The following is a 17,936-nucleotide window of genomic DNA, read 5'->3' as shown; positions in this document are numbered from 1 at the left end:
CGCGCATCTGCGGCGTTGTCGTCGGTTGCCGATGCTCCGCATCGACGCCCTCCTCCGCCTTGCAGCCGCACGCACCAGACCCCGCTCACCGGCGCAGACAAGGCATCGCCGATTCCCCGCGACCTGACCCAAACAACAGGCCCTGGGAGTCAGCTCGGGTTGTCCCCGTGGGTCAGCGTCTCCCAGGCCACGAACAGGTTGTTGCTGCCGGCCGGCCGGTTCTGCTCCGTCAGCGCCTGAGTGTTGGTCATCGCGATGCCCAGACGGTTGTGCAGGGCGTTGTAGCCGACCTCGGTGACCGGTCCGAGCCCGAGGTTGAGGGAGCCCCCGCACAGCCAGCTCGGCGCCGCCTCACCCCGCTGGTACTTCGACTGGAATCCGAGCGCCTGCCGCAGCCGCTCGCCCACGTCCGTGCCGTACAGGTCCTCGCCCTGGATGCGGCTGGTCTCGGCGATGTGCGAGATGGCCGAGATGCCGTACCCGGTGTGCGTGAAGTCGCGGCAGGTCTCCTGGGTGAGCCCGGTGACGAAGGTGGACTGCCCCTGCCAGTAGCTGACGATCTTCGCGGTCGTGTCGAGGTTCTGGCTCGGCACGGTCTTCGGCACGGAGCCGTCGGACGAGAGATAGACGTACGCGGCCGTACGCGTCCGGAACTTGGCCATGGCCTTGTCGTACGACGTCTTGTCGTCGAGGAAGACGGAGATGCCGACGGCGGCCTCCATCATCGACAGCTCCCAGTTCCCGTTGGAGTTGGAGCCGTTGATCACCTTGGGCAGGTAGACGTCGCGCAGCATGGTCGCGAAGCGGCCGGAGTTCGTCCAGGTCCCGGTGTACGTCGCCTTGATGATCTCGGCGGCCTTGGGCCAGGAGGAACCGGCCCAGCCGGTCTGCAGGGGCGCGTTGCTGTTGGTGTGCTCCTTGATCACGGCCGACCAGGCGTCCATCAGCTCGATGGACTTCTTCGCGTACCGCTCGTCGCGGGTGATGTACCAGGCGAGAGCGTCGGTGTACGCGGCTATCGCGTCCTCGCGCTCGTCCGTGCAGCCGTAGTTGGGGTTGGAGTACGAGCCGCACTCCACGGTCGCCCGGGGCTTGGGGGTGCGCGTCAGCGAGGCGTACTTGCTCGCCATCATCTGGTCGTACGCGCCCTTCCATGGCTGGGCTCCCGCGTTGACCTTGGTGCGGACGAAGTCCAGCTGGCTCTTGGAGACGGTGACTCCGGGGTGCGCGAACGCGGCGGGGGCGGCGTCGGCACGCTGGGCGGTGGGCCAGGCGAGGAGGCCGCCCACGAGGGCCGCGGTCGCGGCGGTGGCGAGCAGGACGGGACGTGGTCTGCGGCGATGCCTTGCGGGGGTCTCGGGCATGTGGGGTGCCATCCGTTCTCGTATGTGAACGATGAACGCGTGTTTGGACACACGTGATGGCCGGGACCTTAGGTATAGACCAACCGCCCGTCAAGAGGTCACGCAACGACAAAGACCGCACCCCCAGTGGAGGTGCGGCCCTTTCAACGCGCCGTCTAGCGGACCTCGGTGGTCTCCGGCCCGCGCTGCAGCTGTCCCATGCCACCGGAGAAGCGCGAACCGCTCTGCTCCTCCTGCTGGACACCCTCGGGAACCATCTGCGCGTCGTTCGGCAGCTTCAGGACGATCGGGTCGCGGGGGGCCATCGGGCCCTCACCGCGTACGACGACCGTGTCCCGGAAGATCTGCTCCAGCAGACCCGCGGCCTGCGGCTGCACCGCGCCCTGGCCGGAGATCACTCCCCGCAGGAACCAGCGGGGGCCGTCCACACCGACGAACCGCACGACCTGGAAACCGCCCGTGCCGTCCGGCAACTGCACCGGCACCTGCGCCCGCAGCTCCCAGCCCAGCGGGCCCTCGACCTCGTCGATGACACCACCCTGCTGCGTGATGCCCGACGCGATCTCCTCGCGCACCTCACCCCAGATGCCCTCACGCTTGGGAGCGGCGAAGGCCTGCAGCTGAATGGCGCTGTCCTTGAGGACGACGGTCGCCGCGACGATCGCGTCACCCGCGACCTCGACCCGCAGCTCCATGCCGTCGACTCCGGGCACGAAGAGACCACCCAGGTCCACGCGGCCCTCGGCGGGGTCCCGCACCTCCGAGTCGTCCCAGGGTCCGTCGGGCCGCGGCTCCGGCTCGAGCCTCACGCGCTGCCGCTCGGCCTCGTCCGCCTCGTCCGCCTCAGTGTCGACACTGTCGACGACCTGCTCGGCCTCGCCCGCCGCGTCCTCGGCGGCACTGCCCTTCTTGCGACGTCCGAACACGTCACTGTCCTTCCCGGTCGGATACGACCGAAGCGTATCGATTCCCACCCGCTGTGCCGCCCACCGCGGCATGACCGCCAGTGGACCCGAAGCCCCCTGCGGCCCGCGCCGAATCGGGAAGTTCCGCGACCTCCTGGAAGCGAACCTTCTCGACCTGTTGGACGACCAGTTGGGCAATCCGGTCGAAGCGCTCGAACCGCACGGACTCGCGCGGGTCGAGATTCACCACGATCACCTTGATCTCCCCACGGTACCCGGCATCAACCGTCCCCGGGGCATTCACGAGGGCGACACCGCAGCGGGCGGCGAGCCCGGACCGCGGGTGCACGAAGGCCGCGTACCCCTCGGGCAGCGCGATAGACACTCCCGTGGGCAGCACGGCACGCTCGCCGGGCTCCAGTTCACAGCCCTCGGTGGTGCGCAGATCGGCTCCCGCGTCACCGGGGTGCGCGTACTCGGGAAGCGGGACTTCCGGGTCGACGCGCCGGATCAGCACGTCCACAGGGTTACGGGTCACGGGTTCACCTCGAAGGCACGGACACGGCGGATCTGGTCCGGGTCGTTCATGGCGGCCCGGATCTCCTCCGGGCGGCCGTTGTCGATGAAGTGGTCGACCTTGACCTCGATGAAGAGGGCGTCGGCGCGGACGGCGACGGGCCCGTCCGGGCCGCCGATCCGGCCGGTGGCGGTCGAGTAGATCTTGCGGCCGGTCACCGCCGTGACCTCCGCCTCCAGATACAGCACGGTGTCCACGGGGACGGGCCGCACGAAGTCGGTCTCCAGTCGGCCGGTGACGGCGATGGTGCGCAGCAGCCAGTTCAGCGAACCGAGCGTCTCGTCGAGCGCGGTGGCGAGCACTCCGCCGTGAGCGAGGCCGGGGGCGCCCTGATGGGCGGACCGCACGGTGAACTCCGCCGTGACGCGGACCCCGTCCCCCGCACGTGCCGCCAGATGCAGCCCGTGCGGCTGCTCCCCGCCACACCCGAAACACTGTTCGTAGTGCGCACCCAGGAGCTCGCCGGGAGCGGGCGCGTCGGGGTGCCGCACCGGCGCGACGGCGTCGGCGGGAGGTGTCAGAGCTGCGGAAGTACCACTCACAGCCGCAGACCTTACCCGCGCGTCGGCCCTCCCCCGGCACCGTGTCAAGCTTGGCTTCATGCAGCTCTCCGCCTCCCCGTACGAAGAACGCCTCACCGCACCCCGCACCTGGTGGCTGGTGTGCTTCCTGGTCGGCGTCGCGATGGCCCTGATCTTTCTGCCGTTCGGCACGCTGCCCCTGCTGGGCGGGCTGATCGGCGGCACCGCCGTCTCGGCCGTCGTGGCGAGCTCGTACGGCTCGATCCGCATCCGCGTCGTCGGCGACTCCCTGATCGCGGGCGAGGCCAAGATCCCGGTCGCGGCCCTGGGCGACGGCGAGATCCTGAACCAGGAGGAGGCGCGCGCCTGGCGCACCTCCAAGGCGGACCCGCGCGCCTTCATGCTGCTGCGCGCGTACATCCCGACAGCTCTTCGCATCCCGGTCACGGACCCGGCCGACCCCACCCCGTACCTGTACCTGTCGACCAGGGAGCCGGAGCGCTTGGTGGCGGCACTGGAGGCGGCGCGCGCGTCGGCGTAAGGGACGTCGCTACGGGCTCAGTGCCCGAGCTCCTTGGGGATCTCCCCCATCCGCAACGGCTCCGCGGGCTTCTCCAGCGGTGGCAGTTCCGCGAGCGCGTCCCAGGACACCTGGGACTTGCGCAGGTCCTTGCGGATGCGCGTGGCGAGGCGTTTGGTGTCGCGGCGGTTCATGACCGCCCCCACCGCCGCGCCCACCATGAACGGCATCAGGTTCGGCAGATCCCGGACCATGCGCTTCATGATCTGCTGGCGCAGTTCGCGCTTCATCTGGCCGCCCAACGCGGCGTTGATCGTCATCGGCTTGGTCACGTCGATCCCGCGCTCCGAGGACCAGGAGTTCAGATACGCGGTGCTGCGCTGCTTGAGATTGCCGGGCGGCCGCAGACCGTAGACCTCGTGGAGCTCGGCGATCAGCTTCAGCTCGATCGCGGCGACGCCGGTGATCTCGGCGGCGAGCTCCGTGGGCATCGCGGGCGGCACCGGCAGCATCGCGGCCGCGCCGATCCCGGCGCCCACCGTGGACGTCCCGTTGGCCGCGCCCGCGACGAGCTTGTCCGCGAGCTGCTCGGCGGTGAGACCGGGGAACTGACTACGGAGGGTCGCGAGATCCCGTACGGGGACCCGCGGGGCGATGTCGATGATCCGGTCGGCGAGGTGGGCCAGGCCCGCCCTGGCCCTGCTGCCGCCCATGTGGGCGCCCTTCTGGACGCCCCTGATGACCCCGTCCCGAACGACCGCCGCTCGGCGCCTTGCGGCGGGCGCGGGAGCGTCCACCGGCGCCGGGGCGTCGGTCGGTACCGGGGCATCGGCCGGCGTCAGATCGCCGGCATGCGCAAAGGCGCCTGTCGGCGCTGTGGCGGGCGCCCGCTCGAGCGAGGCTGATCCTGGTCGGGAAGAGCCCCGCTCGTCGTCACGCACGCCTTCAGGGCCGTCTGAGGGCCCTACGTCCGCTCCCCGCGAGAGGAAGCGGCGCTTCCAAGGAGGGGTCGAGCCAGTCACGGCCGACCCTGCCTCAGTCGCAGTCGCGGCAGATCGGCTGACCGTTCTTCTCTCGGGCCAGCTGACTGCGGTGGTGCACCAGGAAGCAGCTCATGCAAGTGAACTCGTCCTGCTGCTTGGGCAGCACCCGGACGGCCAACTCCTCGTTCGAGAGGTCGGCTCCGGGCAGTTCGAGGCCTTCCGCGGCCTCGAATTCGTCTACGTCGACGGACGACGTGGACTTGTCGTTCCGGCGAGCCTTCAGTTCTTCAAGGCTGTCCGAGTCGACGTCGTCGTCGGTCTTGCGTGGGGTGTCGTAATCCGTTGCCATGTCGCTCTCCCCCTCTGGGTGTCTGCGGTGTCTCAGCGCACGTAACGCGTGAGAGGCCGGACTTGTGCCCGACCTGAGGCGGAGATTTTGCCTCACATCAAGGTCTGTTACTCAATCGACACCCAACCGGACACCTCAAGAGTGATCGGCTTGGATGGCGAACGGGACCGTACACGGTCCCAATGCCGCACTTCAAAGGGCCCCACCGTGTACTTCCCGTGATCTCGACCCCCGAAAACCCGGATTTTCCCGGCTTTCCGACGGCCTGCGTGACCACGGAGAGTAGATGGCCGGAAATTCGCCCTTGTGATCGATCACACATGAGCCTCCCGGATGGGTGACCAGAAAATTCCGCGCAAAGCGAACATCGCCACGCGTTGGCGACATGGTCTCAGATCGGCAGGGTGACGCGCATCACGAGCCCACCCCCCTCACGCGGCTCCGCGACGATGTGACCACCGTGGGCACGGGCCACCGACCGGGCGATCGAAAGGCCGAGGCCCACGCCCTTGTCGCTGCCCGTGCGCTCCGTACGCAGCCGGCGGAACGGCTCGAAAAGATTGTCGATCTCGTACGCCGGCACCACCGGCCCCGTGTTCGAGACCACCAGCACCGCCTGGCCGTGCTGCACCTGCGTCGTGACCTCGACCCAGCCGTCCTCCGGCACGTTGTAGCGCACCGCGTTCTGGACGAGGTTCAGGGCGATCCGCTCGAGCAGGACGCCGTTGCCCTGGACGACCGCCTCGGCGCGCTTCCCGCGGATGAGCACCCCCTTGGCCTCGGCCTCGGCGTGCACCTGGTCGACAGCCTGCGAGGCGACCTCGGCGAGGTCCACGGGCTTGCGCTCCACGATCTGGTTGTCGCTGCGGGCGAGCAGGAGCAGGCCCTCGACCAGCTGTTCGCTGCGCTCGTTCGTCGCGAGCAGCGTCTTGCCCAGTTGCTGCAGCTCGACCGGCGCGGCGGGGTCGGAGAGGTGCACTTCGAGGAGTGTGCGGTTGATCGCGAGCGGGGTGCGCAGTTCGTGCGAGGCGTTCCCGACAAAGCGCTGCTGGGCGGTGAAGGCCCGCTGCAGCCGCTCCAGCATGTCGTCGAAGGTGTCCGCCAGCTCCTTCAACTCGTCGTCCGGGCCGTCCAGTTCGATTCGCCGGGACAGGTCCGAGCCCGCCACCGCGCGCGCGGTGCGGGTGATCCGGCCGAGCGGCGAGAGCACCCGACCCGCCATCGCGTAGCCGAAGGCGAAGGCGATGATGGCGAGGCCGAGCAGGGCGAGCAGGGAGCGGCTGAGCAGGTCGTCCAGGACGGCCTGGCGCTGATGGTCGATGCACGCGCTGATCGCGTCGTTGAACGTGGTGAGCGGGATGTTGCTCGCGTTGACGCCAGGGCAGTTGTCGCTGGTGACCTTGATGTCGGTGCCGCCGACGATCTTGAAGAGCGGCGCGGAGCCGGTGTTCAGCGCCTGCGCCGCGAGCAGATAGATGATCGACAGCAGCAGGATGCCGGCGATCAGGAACATGCCGCCGTACAGCAGGGTGAGTCGTATCCGGATGGTCGGGCGCAGCCAGGGGAACGGCGGCTCCTGCCTTCGCGGGTCCCAGGTGGGCTTCGGGGGCGCCGTCGGCGGCGCGGGAGTCGTGGCCACCGCGGATCAGATCCGGTAGCCGGAGCCGGGCACGGTGACGATCACCGGGGGCTCGCCGAGCTTGCGGCGCAGGGTCATCACGGTGACGCGCACGACGTTGGTGAAGGGGTCCGTGTTCTCGTCCCAGGCCTTCTCCAGGAGCTGCTCCGCGGAGACGACGGCGCCCTCGCTGCGCAGCAGCACCTCCAGGACGGCGAACTCCTTGGGCGCGAGCTGGACTTCCTTGCCGTCGCGGAAGACCTCACGGCGGTTCGGGTCGAGCTTGATCCCGGCGCGCTCCAGCACGGGCGGCAGCGGCACGCTCGTACGGCGTCCAAGGGCACGCACGCGTGCCGTCAGCTCGCTGAACGCGAACGGCTTCGGGAGGTAGTCGTCGGCGCCGATCTCCAGGCCCTCGACACGGTCGCTGACGTCGCCGGACGCGGTGAGCATCAGCACGCGTGTGGGCATGCCCAGCTCGACGATCTTGCGGCAGACGTCGTCGCCGTGCACGAGCGGGAGGTCGCGGTCGAGGACGACCACGTCGTAGTCGTTGACGCCGATGCGCTCCAAGGCGGCCGCACCGTCGTACACGACGTCGACGGCCATGGCCTCCCGGCGCAGTCCGGTGGCCACCGCATCGGCGAGCAGCTGCTCGTCCTCGACGACGAGTACGCGCACGTCGCTTGTCCTTCCTCTGTCCACCCGCGTAGCGCCTCTTCGGCGCACGCGGGCAGGATCTTCACGGGTGAGAGCCTCCATCCTGCCCTTTTCGGCCATAAACCGGCTGTAAGGCGGGTGGGACGCAGGGTGGGAGGCAGCCGGTACGACGGTCCCGGGGCCGGGGAATACGAGATTTTCCTGTCGGGTTGAGGTTTCCGCGGAAGGGAGCGGGGGGAGGACGGATTTACACCCCGCGATCACGCTCTGCTTTGGGCACGCCACCTTGTGGTACGCCCGGCCGCTTCCGCAGAGCGGGCGTGGGTGTCCGGCACCGTCGCCGCCCAGCACGGGCAGCGCTGGGCACCCATCCGGAGACGTGATCGCCCCTTCCGAACGGCACACCCCCGTGCCACCGACCCACGACCCAGGACGAGGGGGCGCAGCATGGACGCATTCACCGCAGGACTTCTGCAGCGCATAAGGGCAACCGAGTCCGACCTGACGCGGGCTCGCGAAACGGGCGACGACTTCCTCGCGGAGGTCGAGCAGGCCGAGCTCGACGACCTGCACCGCCTCGCCGCCGAGCACGGTGTGGAGGTCGGCGCGCGCGTCTGAGATCGGTTCGTACCAAAGCGGGGCCCCGGCATCGATCCAGTGCCGGGGTCCCGCTCTGTTGTTGTGCCTACGGTCGAGTGCAGGCGTCTGTTGTACGTACCGCCGAGCTCAGACGTCCTCAGTCATGCCAGGCGCCGAACTCCTCCAGCAGCTGCTGGAGGGGCTCGAAGACGCCCGGGGAGGCCGCCACCGCCAGATCGCCCGCGGGGCGCTCTCCGGGGCGCCCACCGGTCAGGGCGCCCGCCTCACGGGCGATCAGGTCGCCCGCCGCGAGGTCCCAGGGGTGGAGCCCGCGCTCGTAGTAGCCGTCGAGGCGGCCCGCCGCGACGTCACAGAGGTCGACCGCCGCCGAGCCGCTGCGCCGGATGTCGCGCAGCAGCGGGATCAGCCGCTGGGCGACGTCGGCCTGGTGGACCTTGACCTCGGTCACGTAGTTGAAGCCGGTCGAGACCAGGGCCTGGTCCAGGGGCGGTGACGGACGGCAGGTCAGCCGTCGCTCGCCGACCCAGGCTCCGGTGGCCCGGGCGCCACGGCCGCGGACCGCGGAGTATGTCTCGCCGCGCATCGGTGCCGCGACGACTCCGACGACGGTCTCGCCGTCCTGTTCGGCCGCGATGGACACGGCCCAGGTCGGCAGCCCGTACAGGTAGTTCACCGTGCCGTCGAGCGGGTCGATGACCCAGCGGATGCCGCTGGTGCCCTCCGTGGCGGCGCCCTCCTCGCCGAGGAAGCCGTCGGCGGGGCGGCGCGTGGAGATCAGGTCGGTGATCAGCTTCTCGGCGGCGATGTCCATCTCGGTGACGACGTCGATCGGGCTGGACTTGGTGGCGGCGACCGCGAGGTCCGCCGGGCGGCCGTCCCGCAGCAGCTCACCGGCGCGGTGGGCGGCCTCGTGCGCGAGCTGAAGCAGTTCGGTGTGCAGGGGCTGGGTCACGGGGCTCCTCATGCGTACGGGCTGTCGGCGCCCGCGGCGGCGGGCTTGGGGGCGCGGGCCGGGCAGCAGCCCACCGGGCACAGGTCCCGGCCGGCACCGAGCGCTCCGAGGGCGCACGGGGTCACCTGGCGGCCGTTCTCGGTCGCGGCACGCTCCAGGACGAGGTCACGGATCGCTGCGGCGAACCGCGGGTCGGCGCCCACGGTGGCCGAGCGGCGCACCGGCAGACCCAGCTCCTCGGCCTTGGCCTTCGCCTCCGTGTCGAGGTCGTACAGCACCTCCATGTGGTCCGAGACGAACCCGATGGGGGCCATCACGACGGCCGGAACCCCGGCGCCGTGCAGCTCCTCCAGGTGGTCGCAGATGTCGGGCTCCAGCCACGGGATGTGCGGGGCTCCGGAGCGCGACTGGTAGACGAGCTGCCAGGGGTGCTCGATCCCGGTCTCCTCGCGCACGGCGTCGGCGACCAGCCTCGCCACGTCCAGGTGCTGCTTGACGTACGCGCCGCCGTCGCCGTGGTCCTCGACCGGGCCGGAGGTGTCGGCCGCCGCGTCGGGGATGGAGTGCGTCGTGAAGGCGAGGTGTGCGCCCTCGCGTACGTCCTCGGGCAGTTCGGCGAGGGACTTCAGGACGCCCTCGATCATGGGCTCCACGAAGCCGGGGTGGTTGAAGTAGTGGCGCAGCTTGTCGACCTTCGGCAGCTCCAGGCCTTCGGCTTCGAGCGTGGCCAGGGACTCGGCGAGGTTCTCGCGGTACTGGCGGCAGCCCGAGTACGACGCGTACGCGCTGGTGGCGAGGACAAGGATGCGGCGGCGGCCATCGGCGACCATGTCGCGCAGGGTGTCGGTCAGATACGGCGCCCAGTTGCGGTTGCCCCAGTACACGGGCAGGTCCAGGCCGTGGTCCGCGAAGTCCTTGCGGAGGGCGTCGAGCAGGGCGCGGTTCTGGTCGTTGATGGGGCTGACCCCGCCGAAAAGGAAGTAGTGCTGCCCCACTTCCTTGAGCCGTTCCTTGGGGATGCCGCGCCCGCGCGTCACGTTCTCCAGGAACGGAACGACTTCGTCCGGGCCTTCCGGGCCGCCGAACGAGAGCAGCAGCAGGGCGTCGTAGGGAGTGGCATCGAGCGCATCTGGCATACCTCCGATCCTGCCATCCGGCGCCGACGACCAGGATCCCGGCCTGCGCCCGAGCGTGCTTTCAGGGTTTTCTGACCCGTAAGCTGTATCGGCCACCTTCACGCCTTACCGAAGTTCGGACCGCCCGTGGTGACAGGGCGGCCGAGCCGAGCCGACCGGAGTCCTCCGTGCCCAGCCCGTACCGCGCCCTGTTCGCCGCCCCCGGCTCCAAGGGCTTCTCCGCCGCGGGCTTCGTCGGCCGGATGCCGCTGTCGATGATGGGCATCGGCGTGGTGACGATGATTTCCCAGCTCACCGGGCGGTACGGGCTCGCGGGCGCGCTGTCGGCGACCATGGCCCTGGCGGCCGCGGCGCTGGGCCCGCAGGTCTCACGCCTGGTGGACCGGTACGGGCAGCGGCGGGTCCTGCGCCCCGTCACCCTGTTCGCACTGGCCGCATCCGCCGGGCTGCTGCTCGCGGCGCACTTCGAGTGGCCGGACTGGGTGCTGTTCGTCTGCTCGGCCGGCATCGGCTGCGTACCCAGCATCGGCGCGATGGTCCGGGCCCGCTGGGCGGCCCTCTACCGGGACACGCCGCAGTTGCACACCGCGTACTCCTTCGAGTCCGTGGTCGACGAGATCTGCTTCATCTTCGGACCGATCATCTCCATCGGCCTGTCCACGGTCTGGTTCCCGGAGGCCGGGCCGCTGCTCGCCGCCTGCTTCCTCGCGGCCGGTGTCTTCTGGCTGACGGCCCAGCGCGGCACCGAGCCGGTGCCGCACCCGCGCGAGCAGCACACCAGCGGTTCGGCGCTGGCCTCGGCCGGACTCCAGGTCCTGGTGGCCACGTTCGTGGCGACCGGGGCGATCTTCGGGGCCGTCGACGTGGTCACCGTGGCCTTCGCCGAGGAGCAGGGCCACAAGGGCGCCGCGAGCGTCGTCCTGGCCCTGTACGCGGCGGGTTCCTGCGTGGCGGGAGCGGTGTTCGGACTGCTGCGCTTCGCGGGGGCGCCCGAACGCCGGTGGCTGCTGGGCATATGCGCGATGTCCGTGAGTATGATCCCCCTCCTACTGGTCGGAAACTTGCCGTTTCTGGCTGTGGCGCTGTTCGTTGCGGGGCTGTCCATCGCTCCCACGATGATCACGACGATGTCCCTCATCGAACAGCACGTACCACGCGCGAAACTGACCGAAGGCATGACCTGGGTGAGCACCGGACTCGCGGTCGGGGTCGCGCTCGGATCCTCCGTGGCCGGCTGGGTGATCGACGCCGCCGGCGCGAAGGCCGGGTACGGGGTTCCGGCGGTGTCCGGGGCCGTCGCGGTCGCGGTGGGTTTCCTCGGGTATCGCCGGCTGAGCAGGCCGGTTCCGCAGCGGGAGGGGACCCATGAGCACCACAGTGAGCGGGAAGAGCGGCACGTGGCGTAACTGGGCGGGGAACGTCACCGCCCGTCCCGTACGGGAGGTCACCCCTGCCTCGGTCGAGGAACTTTCCGCCGCCGTACGGAAGGCCGCGGAAGACGGCCTGAAAGTGAAGGCCGTCGGTACCGGGCACTCCTTCACGGCCGCCGCCGCGACCGATGGCGTATTGATCCGCCCTCAACTGTTGACCGGCATCCGCCGCATTGATCGCGAGGCCGGCACCGTCACTGTTGAGGCGGGTACCCCGCTCAAGCGTCTGAACATGGCTCTCGCGCGCGAGGGGCTGTCGCTCACGAACATGGGCGACATCATGGAGCAGACGGTTTCGGGGGCGACCAGCACCGGAACGCACGGCACGGGCCGCGACTCGGCCTCGATCGCCGCGCAGATCAAGGGACTTGAGCTGGTCACGGCGGACGGCTCGGTCCTCACCTGCTCGGAGAAGGACAATCCCGAGGTCTTCGCGGCCGCCCGCGTCGGCATAGGCGCCCTGGGGATCGTCACGGCGATCACCTTCTCCGTGGAGCCGATATTTCTGCTCACCGCCCGCGAGGAGCCGATGACCTTCGACAAGGCCACCGCCGACTTCGACGAACTCTTCACCGAGAACGAGCACTTCGAGTTCTACTGGTTCCCGCACACCGGCAACTGCAACACCAAGCGCAACAACCGCAGCGTCGGTCCCGAGAGGCCGATCGGGCAGCTGAGCGGCTGGATCGAGGACGAGTTCCTCTCCAACGGCGTCTTCCAGGTGGCCAATCTGCTCGGTCGCGCCGTGCCCGCCACCATCCCGACGATCGCGAAGATCTCCAGCCGAGCGCTGTCCGCGCGGACCTACACCGACATTCCGTACAAAGTCTTCACTTCTCCGCGCCGGGTGCGCTTCGTGGAGATGGAGTACGCCGTCCCGCGCGAGGCCCTGGTCGAGACGCTGCGTGAGCTGAAGAGGATGGTCGAACGCTCACCTCTTCGAGTCAGCTTCCCCGTCGAGGTCCGCACGGCCCCCGCCGACGACATCGCGCTCTCCACCGCGTCCGGACGGGACAGCGCGTACATCGCCGTCCATATGTTCAAGGGCACCCCCTATCAGGCGTACTTCACCGCCGCCGAGCGGATCTTCACCGCGCACGACGGCCGCCCGCACTGGGGCAAGGTGCACACGCGTGACGCGGAGTACTTCCGCAAGGTGTATCCGCGCTTCGGTGAGTTCACTGCCCTGAGGGGGCGACTCGACCCGGATCGGCGCTTTGGGAACGACTACTTGCGTCGGGTGCTGGGTCCGTAGGCGCGCCGGTCGTGGGCGTCGGAGTGCCGGCCGGCGCCTGCGAGGCTGCACTGGAACTCGGCGTCGGCGTCGTGGCACTGCCGTCGTCCTCGGCGGCGCCGTCCTCGGTGGCAGCGGCGCCACCGTCGCCGGAGGGCTGCTGCGACGATCCGGCCGAAGGCGTCGTCGTACGGGAAGTAGTGGGCTCCGGCGTGGAGCCGGACCCGGAACCGGCGCTGGAGCCGCTCCCCTTCAGGGCGTCACCGACTGTGGTGCTCTTCCCGTCGCCACTGAAACTCTGCCCCGACACCGTCTCGTACGTGGTGATGCCCGCCATGGTGACACCGAAGACGAGCGCCGCGGCGAGCACCGGCCGCTTCCAGCTCTTGACCCGAGCCCGATAGACGGTCCCTTCGGTGAACTCCCCCACGGCGGGCGCCTGCTCGGTCCTCGGCTTGGCCTGGATCGTCACATCGCGTATCTGCTCGCCCGTGCGCTTGAAGAAGTGCTGGAAGACGGTGCCCCCGCAGGTGGCGATCGCGCTCACCACGCCGGCGCCCAGGATCGTCCCGTACACCCCGAAGTAGGAGGCGAGTTTGGCCGCCACCACCGCGGCGACGGCACTGCCCGCCACTTGCGGAACGCTCAGATCCACCCACTTCTTCTTCGGCTCCTCCTGGACATCCGACTTCTCACGCATCCCCGGACCTTGCCTACCTTTCCCGTACTTGATCGACCGACAGCACGAGAAGGGGACGTACGGGCGAAACAAAAAGTTCCGTTTCCGATGATTACGTGAAATGTGCCACGTTTCCTGGTCACGAAAAGTGCACATCGGGCGGCCAACTACCACCCCCCGCTAGAAGTTGGGCGGCGCGCCGATCCACGCACGTGGCCCGAATGGAGTACTGTTGCCAGCCCTGGGTCCGGACTCCCGCCAGGGTGTCCGGGGCCTTGCAGGACCGCCGGGAGGGGGCTCGTTGCACAGGGTGATGGAGTTCGTCACTTAGCGTTGCAAATAGGTAACCGTGCCATAACGGCGATCCCGGGCCTGTGCCCGACACGCCGGGCAACTGGGCAAGGTTGTGGCAGGCTGCACCCGGGCAGGCCACACTCGACTAGCGGAAGCAGCGACGCACGTGACGTCGGCAGGCACCACCCGGGAGGTCCCCATGCCGGAACTGCGTGTCGTGGCCGTCTCTAACGACGGCACACGGCTGGTGCTGAAGGCTGCGGACAGTACGGAGTACACGCTTCCGATTGACGAGCGTCTGCGCGCCGCTGTACGCGGCGACCGTCCCCGCCTCGGCCAGATCGAGATCGAGGTGGAGAGCCATCTCCGCCCCCGAGACATCCAGGCGCGGATACGCGCAGGCGCCTCCGCGGAGGAAGTCGCCCAGCTCGCCGGAATCCCCGTCGACCGGGTGCGCCGCTTCGAGGGCCCCGTCCTCGCCGAGCGCGCCTTCATGGCCGAACGGGCCAGGAAGACTCCCGTCCGCCGCCCCGGCGAGAACGCCGGACCCCAGCTCGGCGAGGCCGTCCAGGAGCGGCTACTGATCCGGGGGGCCGAGAAGGACACCGTCCAGTGGGACTCGTGGCGTCGCGACGACGGCACCTGGGAAGTGCTGCTGGTCTACCGGGTCGCCGGCGAACCGCACTCGGCGAGCTGGACCTACGACCCGCCCCGGCGACTCGTCCAGGCCGTCGACGACGAGGCGCGCTCGCTGATCGGCGAGTCCGACGACCTCGCGGCGTCGCCCGAGCCGAGCTTTCCGTTCGTCCCGCGCATCGCACGGCTGCCCCGGGATCGCCCGCTGGATCGCGCCCTGGACCGGCAGATGGAGCGGCCGAGCCTGCCGGCGCCGCCCCCCGAGCCGGTCGAGGAGAGCGCGGGCGACCGCGATTCACTCACCAGCCTCCTGGAGGCGGTGCCCAGCTTCCGGGGCGACATGGTGGTGCCCGAGCGGCCCTCCACCACGGAACGTCCGGCCCCGGAGGAGCCTCCCGCCGAACCCGAGGCGGAAGAGCCCCCGGCTCCCGCGGCCTCGGCCGGTTCCGCCTACGCGGACGTGCTGATGCCTCGCTCGGTCGGCAGCCACCGCGACCGCCTGGTCGGTGCGACCGACCGCCAGGCCGAGGCCGACGGCGTCCGCCCGGGCCGTAGAGCAGCGGTACCGAGCTGGGACGAAATCGTCTTCGGGACGCGGCGCAAGAAGCAGGAGTAGCGCGGGAACAGGCGACAGCGGGTCACCCGTACGAGCGATGGGGCGTGCACCGGACCGGTGCACGCCCCATCGTCTTCACGGCCCGCGCCCCGTCGTCGTCACGCCCGCACGCCCCTCGTCGTCACCGCCGGCGCACGCCGCATCGTCGTCACCACCGGCGCGCGCCGCATCGTCAGCACCGGGGATCGGGCCCGATCCTCGTCACTGCGGGTCGGGGCCCACGGCGACCGGACGGCTTCCGCCCCGGGACCACTCCGACCAGGAACCCACGTACAGCGCGGCCGGGATGCCCGCGACGGCGAGCGCCAGCACCTCATGGGCAGCGGAGACTCCCGAGCCGCAGTACACGCCGACCTCGCCAGTGCCGGTCGCGCCGAGGGATTTGAAGCGGTCGGCGAGCTCGGCGGCCGGCCGGAACCGGCCGCCCTCCGTGACGTTCTCCGTGGTCGGCGCGGAGACCGCGCCCGGGATGTGCCCGCCGACGGGGTCGATCGGCTCGACCTCGCCCCGGTAACGCTCACCGGCCCGGGCGTCGAGCAGCAGTCCCGTACGGGCGAGCGCTGCGGCCCCGTCCGCGTCGAGCAGCGGCCGGGCACCCGGCACCGGCACGAAACTTCCGGCCGCGGGCGTCGGGACCTCGGTGGACACCGGCCCACTCCAGCCGGCCAGCCCGCCGTCGAGCACCCGTACCGACGGATGCCCCGTCCAACCCAGCATCCACCAGGCGCGCGCGGCGGCCCACCCGACGCCACCGTCGTACACGACGACATCGCGGTCCGCGGACACCCCGGCGGCCCGCATCGCCGGGCCGAAGACCTCGAGGTCGGGCAACGGATGGCGGCCACCGTCGCCCGGCTTCCCGGCCAGTTCGGCGTCCAGGTCGATGAAGACCGCACCGGGGATGTGCCCCGCCTCGTAGGCGGCCCGACCGTCGAAGGGGGCGGCCCCGGCGGCCGTGGCCGTGGAGAGCTGCCAGCGGATGTCGAGCACGACCGGCGGGTTCGGCCCGGCCAGCTCGCTCGCGAGTTCGGATGCGGAAATGATGACGTTCATGGCCACCATCCTTGCGCACGGGGTGGCCGCGGCGCCCAGGTCCGACTACTGTGCTCGGCCGGACACGTCCGATCACGAGGCGTACGGGATCGGGCACATGCTGTACAGCCGATGGACACCCTGCGGCAATGGCGCGGAAACGGACGGGAACCCGCAAATCAGGCATCCTCCGGCCGTGGACCGCGCATGACGGCGCGGCCGGAACGCACGGGGTGACGGGTGGTGCGAGCATCGGCACGGGGCGCGCACGCACGCGGCTGTGATACGCGTGTCGGTAGGCGGAAGGTGAACGGCCACCGCAAGGGGCCGAGGAGAGAGTGACGATGACCGAGGCACGGGAGTCGGCCGGCCCGAACAGCACCACGCACGCTCGGCACGCGCCCGGCGTACCCTGCTGGGTAAGCCTGATGGCGCACGGGATGGCCACGACCCAGGACTTCTACCGGGAACTGTTCGGCTGGGAGTTCCAGCCCGGACCACAGCAACTCGGCCCGTACGTACGAGCCCTGCTCGACGGCCACGAGGTGGCGGGAATCGGACAACTACCGCCGGACCGGCATCTGCCGATCGCCTGGACGCCGTATTTCGCCTCGGAGGACGTGAACCAGACCGCCGAATCGGTACGGCACTGCGGCGGCACCGTGGGCGTGGGTCCGCTGGACGCCGGCGAGGCCGGCCGGCTGTTGATCGCCTCGGACCCGACGGGTGCCGTCTTCGGGGTCTGGCAGGCGGCGGCCCATCTGGGCACCGGGATCCACGGGGTGCACGGCAGCCCCGCCTGGATCGAGCTGCTGACCCGCGACACCGAGAGCGTCGTCAAGTTCTACCAGGGGGTCTTCGGCCACGAACAGGAGCCGGTCGTCTCGGCCGACTTCGACTATCTGACCCTCAACGTCGGCGGCCGCCCGGTGGCCGGTATCCACGGCGTCGGGCACGGCCTGCCGCGCGACCGGGGCCCGCACTGGCTGACGTACTTCGAGGTCGCGGACGTGGACGACGCCGTCGTCCGGGTCACCGACCTCGGCGGGCACCTCCTCAAGGCCGCACACGACTCGGCGTACGGGCGGGTGGCCACGGTGGCGGATCCGGAGGGCGCGGTGTTCTCGGTGATCCACACCGTGCGCTGAGCCGGTGACCCAGAATCGGCGGGATCAGGCGGAGGCGATCGGCAGCACGTCCGGCGACAGGGCGCCCGCATGGGCTGTGGCGGCGGTCATCCGGCGGCGGTGGTGTCGGCGGCACAGGACCTCGTAGCCGATGTCCTCCGCCTGGTTGACGTCGCCGACGACCACTTGGGCACCCTCGACGACCATTTCACCGCCTATCGTGCGGGCGTTGTGGGTGGCGCGGGCGCCGCACCAGCACAGGGCCTCGACCTGGAGGACCTCGACCCGGTCGGCCAGCTCCACGAGGCGCTGGGAGCCCGGGAAGAGCTTGGAGCGGAAGTCGGTGGTGATGCCGAAGGCGAAGACGTCGACGCCCAGGTCGTCGACCACACGGGCCAGTTGGTCGATCTGCCCGGGAGCCAGGAACTGCGCCTCGTCCGCGATCACGTAGTCCGCCCGGCCGCCCTGGGAGAGATGGTCGACGAGATACGCGTACAGGTCCTGGTCGTCCGCGACCTCCACCGCGTCCGTGACCAGGCCCAGCCGCGAGGAGAGCTTGCCCTCGCCCGCACGGTCGTCACGCGTGAAGATCATGCCCTGCAAGCCCCGGGCCGAGCGGTTGTGCTCGATCTGGAGAGCCAGCGTCGACTTCCCGCAGTCCATCGTTCCGGAGAAGAACACCAGCTCGGGCATGGCGAGTTGA

At 70.1% G+C, this 17,936-nt stretch carries 19 protein-coding genes; 6 read left to right on the top strand and 13 right to left on the bottom strand.

What is annotated here, in order from left to right; all coding sequences use genetic code 11:
• Positions 1-149: 149 nt before the first annotated feature.
• The 4 genes from AB0D57_RS19005 to AB0D57_RS18990 form a co-directional block, all read right to left on the bottom strand.
• Positions 150-1,364, bottom strand: a complete 1,215-nt coding sequence (locus tag AB0D57_RS19005; protein ID WP_362073597.1) for an alginate lyase family protein — start codon at positions 1,362-1,364, stop codon at positions 150-152.
• A gap of 155 nt (positions 1,365-1,519) precedes the next feature.
• The gene (locus AB0D57_RS19000; protein ID WP_362073594.1) at positions 1,520-2,290 is read right to left on the bottom strand and encodes a DUF3710 domain-containing protein; all 771 of its coding nucleotides are present in this window, start codon (positions 2,288-2,290) and stop codon (positions 1,520-1,522) included.
• A 1-nt stretch (position 2,291) separates the two neighbouring features.
• Positions 2,292-2,807, bottom strand: coding sequence for a dUTP diphosphatase (gene dut / locus AB0D57_RS18995; RefSeq protein WP_362073591.1), 516 nt, complete (start codon positions 2,805-2,807; stop codon positions 2,292-2,294).
• Complete coding sequence (locus tag AB0D57_RS18990) at positions 2,804-3,388, bottom strand: PaaI family thioesterase (protein ID WP_362073588.1); 585 nt, start codon at positions 3,386-3,388, stop codon at positions 2,804-2,806. Before AB0D57_RS18990 ends, dut begins: the two co-directional genes overlap by 4 nt.
• A gap of 58 nt (positions 3,389-3,446) precedes the next feature.
• On the opposite strand from AB0D57_RS18990, the gene AB0D57_RS18985 reads away from it, so the two are divergent.
• Positions 3,447-3,908, top strand: coding sequence for a DUF3093 domain-containing protein (locus tag AB0D57_RS18985; protein WP_362073585.1), 462 nt, complete (start codon positions 3,447-3,449; stop codon positions 3,906-3,908).
• Positions 3,909-3,925: 17 nt separating this feature from the next.
• Here the strand turns inward: AB0D57_RS18985 and AB0D57_RS18980 are convergent, their stop codons facing one another.
• From AB0D57_RS18980 to AB0D57_RS18965, 4 genes are all read right to left on the bottom strand, one after another.
• Positions 3,926-4,909, bottom strand: a complete 984-nt coding sequence (locus AB0D57_RS18980) for a hypothetical protein (RefSeq protein WP_362073582.1) — start codon at positions 4,907-4,909, stop codon at positions 3,926-3,928.
• A gap of 13 nt (positions 4,910-4,922) precedes the next feature.
• Positions 4,923-5,219: a DUF4193 domain-containing protein gene (locus tag AB0D57_RS18975; protein ID WP_003997302.1), complete on the bottom strand. Its 297-nt coding sequence runs from the start codon at positions 5,217-5,219 to the stop codon at positions 4,923-4,925.
• Between the two features lie 391 nt (positions 5,220-5,610).
• A complete protein-coding gene (locus AB0D57_RS18970) occupies positions 5,611-6,858 on the bottom strand; it encodes a HAMP domain-containing sensor histidine kinase (RefSeq protein ID WP_362073579.1) in 1,248 nt (415 codons plus the stop codon).
• Between the two features lie 6 nt (positions 6,859-6,864).
• Complete coding sequence (locus AB0D57_RS18965; RefSeq protein ID WP_010983842.1) at positions 6,865-7,518, bottom strand: response regulator transcription factor; 654 nt, start codon at positions 7,516-7,518, stop codon at positions 6,865-6,867.
• Positions 7,519-7,944: 426 nt separating this feature from the next.
• Here AB0D57_RS18965 and AB0D57_RS18960 point away from each other — a divergent pair, with 426 nt between their 5' ends.
• A complete protein-coding gene (locus tag AB0D57_RS18960) occupies positions 7,945-8,115 on the top strand; it encodes a hypothetical protein (protein WP_362073577.1) in 171 nt (56 codons plus the stop codon).
• Positions 8,116-8,233: 118 nt separating this feature from the next.
• On the opposite strand, the gene AB0D57_RS18955 is transcribed toward AB0D57_RS18960, so the two are convergent.
• Together AB0D57_RS18955 and AB0D57_RS18950 are read right to left on the bottom strand one after the other, a co-directional pair.
• A complete protein-coding gene (locus tag AB0D57_RS18955; protein ID WP_362073575.1) occupies positions 8,234-9,049 on the bottom strand; it encodes an inositol monophosphatase family protein in 816 nt (271 codons plus the stop codon).
• 8 nt (positions 9,050-9,057) lie between these two features.
• Positions 9,058-10,185, bottom strand: coding sequence for a ferrochelatase (locus AB0D57_RS18950; protein ID WP_362073572.1), 1,128 nt, complete (start codon positions 10,183-10,185; stop codon positions 9,058-9,060).
• A gap of 167 nt (positions 10,186-10,352) precedes the next feature.
• Here AB0D57_RS18950 and AB0D57_RS18945 point away from each other — a divergent pair, with 167 nt between their 5' ends.
• Positions 10,353-11,591, top strand: coding sequence for an MFS transporter (locus AB0D57_RS18945; RefSeq protein ID WP_362073569.1), 1,239 nt, complete (start codon positions 10,353-10,355; stop codon positions 11,589-11,591).
• A complete protein-coding gene (locus AB0D57_RS18940) occupies positions 11,551-12,870 on the top strand; it encodes a D-arabinono-1,4-lactone oxidase (protein WP_362073566.1) in 1,320 nt (439 codons plus the stop codon). The genes AB0D57_RS18945 and AB0D57_RS18940 overlap by 41 nt, the downstream gene beginning before the upstream one ends.
• Here the strand turns inward: AB0D57_RS18940 and AB0D57_RS18935 are convergent.
• Positions 12,794-13,549, bottom strand: coding sequence for a hypothetical protein (locus tag AB0D57_RS18935; protein WP_362073563.1), 756 nt, complete (start codon positions 13,547-13,549; stop codon positions 12,794-12,796). The genes AB0D57_RS18940 and AB0D57_RS18935 overlap by 77 nt on opposite strands.
• A 472-nt stretch (positions 13,550-14,021) precedes the next feature.
• On the opposite strand from AB0D57_RS18935, the gene sepH reads away from it, so the two are divergent.
• Positions 14,022-15,074, top strand: coding sequence for a septation protein SepH (sepH, locus tag AB0D57_RS18930; protein WP_362073560.1), 1,053 nt, complete (start codon positions 14,022-14,024; stop codon positions 15,072-15,074).
• A 201-nt stretch (positions 15,075-15,275) separates the two neighbouring features.
• Here the strand turns inward: sepH and AB0D57_RS18925 are convergent, their stop codons facing one another.
• Complete coding sequence (locus AB0D57_RS18925; protein WP_362073557.1) at positions 15,276-16,127, bottom strand: sulfurtransferase; 852 nt, start codon at positions 16,125-16,127, stop codon at positions 15,276-15,278.
• A 323-nt stretch (positions 16,128-16,450) separates the two neighbouring features.
• Between AB0D57_RS18925 and AB0D57_RS18920 the strand changes: the two genes are divergently transcribed.
• On the top strand, positions 16,451-17,254 hold the full coding sequence (locus AB0D57_RS18920) for a VOC family protein (protein WP_362073554.1): 804 nt from the start codon (positions 16,451-16,453) through the stop codon (positions 17,252-17,254).
• A 24-nt stretch (positions 17,255-17,278) separates the two neighbouring features.
• Here AB0D57_RS18920 and AB0D57_RS18915 read toward each other — a convergent pair whose 3' ends face one another.
• Positions 17,279-17,926: a thymidine kinase gene (locus AB0D57_RS18915; RefSeq protein ID WP_362073551.1), complete on the bottom strand. Its 648-nt coding sequence runs from the start codon at positions 17,924-17,926 to the stop codon at positions 17,279-17,281.
• Positions 17,927-17,936: the final 10 nt, after the last annotated feature.

It is taken from the genome of Streptomyces sp. NPDC048275 (genome assembly GCF_040652275.1).
Lineage (GTDB): Bacteria > Actinomycetota > Actinomycetes > Streptomycetales > Streptomycetaceae > Streptomyces.
The sequence above is the reverse complement of the archived record's forward strand: the minus strand, read 5'-3'. Positions and strand labels throughout refer to the sequence as shown.